The sequence below is a fragment of the Achromobacter maghribensis genome, assembly GCF_057334215.1.
Genome location: NZ_JBHFII010000055.1, coordinates 44830 through 49496, shown reverse-complemented (window position 1 = coordinate 49496; position 4667 = coordinate 44830). Strand labels below are relative to the sequence as shown.

The following is a 4667-nucleotide window of genomic DNA, read 5'->3' as shown; positions in this document are numbered from 1 at the left end:
CCCCCCCCCCGCGCCATGATACGTAGGGGAATTTCATGACAAAAGAGCCGCACACGCCGGCCCCGGACCTGGAACAGCTTGTCGCCGACGCCGACCGCGGAGGCCGCAACGTGGGCGGTGTCGCCGGCGCCACGCTGGCCGCGGGCGCGCTGATCTGGTCCTTCTTCCAACTCTGGTATGCGTCGCCGCTGCCGTTCTCATTCAATTGGGGCATCTTCAACGACACCGAGGCGCGCGCGCTGCATCTGGGCGTTGCGATGTTCCTGGGCTATCTGGCGTATCCGGCCAGCAAACGCTCCGCGCGCGACCGCATGCCCTGGTATGACTGGGTCCTGGCGCTGGCCGCCGGCTTTTGCGGCAGCTATCTGTACGTCTTCTATAACGAATTGGCCGGCCGCCCCGGGCAGCCGACGCCGATGGATGTGGCCACCGCAGCCATTGGCCTGGCGCTGCTGCTGGAAGTCACGCGCCGCGCGCTCGGCCTGCCCATGACCGTGCTGGGGCTGGTTTTCGTGGCCTACGCGCTGGCGGGCCCCTGGTTGCCGGATGTGCTGGCCCACCGCGGCGCATCGATCGAACGTCTGATGTCGCACATGTGGCTGACCACCGAAGGCGTGTATGGCGTTGCGCTGGGTGTGTCGGTGTCGTACATCTTCATCTTCGTGCTGCTGGGGTCGATGCTGGACAAGTGCGGCGCCGGCAACTACATGATGCAGGTCTCGTTTGCGCTGCTGGGCCATCTGCGAGGCGGACCGGCCAAGGTGGCCGTCGTGTCATCCGCGGTCAACGGCCTGGTGTCGGCGTCGTCGGTGGCCAATGTGGTCACCGGCGGGATCTTCACGATCCCCCTCATGAAGAAGGCCGGCTATGGCGGCGTGCGGGCGGGCGCGATTGAAACCGCGTCATCCGTCAACGGCCAGATCATGCCGCCGGTCATGGGTGCAGCCGCGTTCCTGATGATCGAATACGTCGGCATCCCCTACACGGACATCATCCGCCACGCGATCCTGCCGGCCTCGATCTCCTACATCGCGCTGTTCTACATCGTCCATCTTGAAGCGCTGAAGTTGGGCATCCAGCCGATGATGGCCGCAGGGCCCGCCCGCACGCCGCTGCAGAAGCTGGCGGGATGGGGCATGGGCATCAGCGGCACGCTGCTGGTGATGGGCGCGGCCTATTGGATCGGCACCGGCGTGCAGGCACTGGCGGGCGCCGCGGCCATCTGGGTGTTGCTTGCGATCCTGGCGGCGCTCTACCTGTGGCTGCTGCGTGTCGCCGCGGCGCATCCTGACCTGCCGCAGGACATCGACGTCAATCATCCCGTGCGGCCCCAGCCTTGGCCCACCGTGCGCGCCGGGCTGTATTTCCTGATCCCGATCGGCATCCTGGTGTGGTGCCTGAGCGTGGAGGAACTGTCCGCAGGCCTCTCCGCTTTCTGGGCTGCGACGGCGATGCTGTTCCAGATGGTGACCCAGCGCCCCCTGATCGCCTGGTTCCGCAAGCAGGACGCGGCCCCGGCATGGCGCCAGGGCTGGCGTGACGCCATCGGCGGCCTGCAGGATGGCGCGCGCAACATGATCGGCATCGCGATCGCGTGCGGCACGGCCGGCCTGATCGTCGGCGCCATCACGTTGACCGGCCTGGGCCTGCGCATGACCGCCTTCGTCGAACTGGTGTCGATGGGCAATGTCCTGCTGATGCTGATCTTCACCGCGCTGGTCTGCCTGGTCCTGGGCCTGGGCATGCCCACGACCGCGAACTACATCCTGATGGCGACATTGATGGCGCCGGTGGTCGTGGAACTGGGCGCGCAAAACGGCCTGGTCATCCCGCTGATCGCGGTGCACATGTTCGTGTTCTATTACGGCATCATGGCCGACATCACGCCGCCGGTGGGCCTGGCCACGTTCGCGGCGGCGGCGATATCGGGCGAAGACCCGATCAAGACCGGCATCCAGGGGGTCACTTACGCCGCGCGCACCGCCATCCTGCCGTTCATGTTCGTGTTCAATCCGACCCTGCTGCTGATCGACGTCGACTACGGCTGGGAATTGGCGCTGGTCGTGGCCGGCGCGACGTTGGCGTCCCTGACCTTTGCCGCAGCCACCATGCGGTGGTTCCGCACGCGGTGCACCTGGCCCGAGGTGGCGGTGCTGCTGCTTGCGACGTTCATGCTGTTCCGTCCCGACTGGTTCATGGACCACCTTGCGCCGCAATACGAAAGCCGTCCCGCCGCCGACATGCAGACAATCGCCGGCGCGCTGCCGGACAACGGCCGCCTGACCGTGGTGCTGCGCGGAATAAACCTGGAAGGCGATGAGCTGACCAAGACCGTCGCGGTTGCCCTGCCGGCGCTGGAAACCGGCGCCGACGCGCCAGACGCCGGACGCCGGCGCCTGGCCGAGGCCGGTGTGACGCTGATGAGCCTGGGCGACCAGACCCAGATCGGCGGCGTCCGGTTCGGCAGCCGCGCCCAGCGCTCGGGCTGGGAGCAAGGCTGGGACGTGCTGGAGGTCAAAGCGCCGAATCCGGGGCGCTGGTCGGACCATTGGGTCTACCTGCCCGCGTTGCTGCTGTTGGCCGGCATGTGGATGCGGCAAGGCAGGCGGGACGGCGGCGCCGCGATCGGGCGGCTGCGTGCCCGATCGGCCTGATCACTGCGCGCGCGCGCGCAGCCAGGGCGGCAACGTCCCGATGGTAAGCGCGCGCAGGAACCATTCCACCGGGCCATAGGCATGCCGGCGCAGCCACCAGGCCGACAACGGCAGTTGCGCCGCGAAAATGGCCACCGCGATGCCGGTGGCCGCCAGCGGCGACACCGACGCAAACAGCCGCAAGCCCCAGCCCGTGAACAGGAAAGCGCAAACGACCGACTGCATCAGGTAGTTGGTCAGCGCCATCCGGCCCGCCGGCGCCAGCCAGATGCCAACGAATCCAAGCGCCCTGGTCCGCAGGGCCAGCAGGAAGGCGGCGGCGTAAGACATGCTGAGCAACGGCGCGGTCAGCAAGTCCGCCGCCAACCCGGGAAGTTCCCAGGTGCCACCGGCGAACGGTAGCGACGACGTGGCGTACAACGCCGACCCGGCCAACCCCGGCAACAATCCGAGTGCGCACAGCAGGCCCAGCACGCGAGGCTGCCGCCAAGGATTCGCCAACGCCTCGCGCCGGCCCAGCGCATAGCCCGCGAGGAACATCGCAAAGACGAATGGGCCCTGCACGAACAGGACCGTGAACCAGACGCTCGCGGTCAATTCCTGGATGTGCTGCGCGATCGTCGTGGCGATGGTGCCGCGGTAGGCCTCGATGGAGGCCAGCGCTTCCGCTTTATATAGCGCCTGGTAGCCGGCGGGCACGGGATCCAGGAAACCCAAGGCCCCCAGAATCGCCCACGCCACCGAGGCCAGCACGATCAACCACAACGCGGCGTGCAGCGCGCGCTTGGGCGCCATCCGCCGGCAACACAACAGCCCCAGGCCCAACAACGAATAGGTCAGCAGGATGTCGCCTTGATAGAACAGCACGGCATGCGCCGCACCCAGCAACGCCAGCCCGGCCAGACGCCGCAGGAAGCGCGGCGCAAAGGCGGCCTGGCTGCGCTCGGCCGCCGCCATCTGCAACGTGAAGCTATAGCCGAACAGGAAGGAAAACAGCAGGTAGAACTTGGTCTCGAACAACCATGCGATCACCCAGCGCACGACCACGTCCAACGGACGGGAATAGGCCGGGTCGGTAATGCCCGCGCCATAAAACGGCGACGAGAACACGCCGATGTTCACGATCAGGATGCCAAAGAGCGCAAAGCCGCGCAGCGCGTCCACATGGGCCAGGCGGCCGGACGGTTCAGTGGCGGCATGGGATTGAGCAGCGACGGTCATGCGCGGCCCTTCGCCGCCTGGCGGCGGCGTGGCGCGGGGTCTCGCGGTGCCGTGGCGGGCGGCAGACTGCATTCCAGGGCCTGGTCCAGCAAACTGGCGGCAGCCTCGGCGCCGAAAGCCGGGTCCACCACCGAGCGGCTGTAGACGCCATCAAGCAGCAACAACAACGTGTCCGCCATCTGCGCCAACGGCCGTGGGGCCTCCCGCCCTTTCCAGACCGCCGCAAGCAGGGTCAACAGGCCGGTCTTGCGCTCGGCCTCGTTCGCCATCACCAACGCATGTACACGGGGGTTGCGCACCGCCTCGGCCAGCACCTCCATGCCCAGGCGTACAAACGCCGGATCCCGATACAGCGCCAGTTGCCCGTCGACCCACTCCCGCAGCGCCTGGCACGCATCCGGCGCTGCGCCCGCGGCCCGCATCCGCAACCGGATGTCGTCGGTGTCGGACGCGATCAGCGCTTCGATGATGTCGGCCTTGCTGGCGTAGTAATGGAAAAGGTTGCCCGGGCTCATCGCGGCCCGTTTGCAGATCTGCGCGGTCGAGGTCGCGTGGAAGCCGTGTTCGGCGAAGCAGTACGCCGCCGCCTCCAGGATGTGGAGGCGACGTTCCTGCTGTTTGATGGGATCGGTTTTGCGCATCGCTTATTAATAGACTGACTGATCTATCTATTAAATAGCAATGTGCGGAATCCGGTCAAGAAAAAAGCGGGCCATCCGGCCCGCCCTTTTCTTATCGCCCATCGGCGCAATCGGCGAAGGCCCGATTGCGCCGCCGACGCGCCATCACCCC

3 protein-coding genes are annotated in these 4667 nt (G+C 67.0%); 1 reads left to right on the top strand and 2 read right to left on the bottom strand.

Features of this window, described 5'->3' with window-relative positions; translation table 11 throughout:
• The first annotated feature begins 35 nt into the window (after positions 1-35).
• Entirely contained in the window at positions 36-2654 is a 2619-nt protein-coding gene (locus tag ACE039_RS23970) for a TRAP transporter permease (protein WP_485823505.1), read from the top strand.
• Here the strand turns inward: ACE039_RS23970 and ACE039_RS23965 are convergent, their stop codons facing one another.
• Together ACE039_RS23965 and ACE039_RS23960 are read right to left on the bottom strand one after the other, a co-directional pair.
• Positions 2655-3875, bottom strand: coding sequence for a DUF418 domain-containing protein (locus ACE039_RS23965; RefSeq protein ID WP_485823504.1), 1221 nt, complete (start codon positions 3873-3875; stop codon positions 2655-2657).
• Complete coding sequence (locus ACE039_RS23960) at positions 3872-4516, bottom strand: TetR/AcrR family transcriptional regulator (RefSeq protein WP_485823503.1); 645 nt, start codon at positions 4514-4516, stop codon at positions 3872-3874. The genes ACE039_RS23965 and ACE039_RS23960 overlap by 4 nt, the downstream gene beginning before the upstream one ends.
• Positions 4517-4667 lie beyond the last annotated feature (151 nt).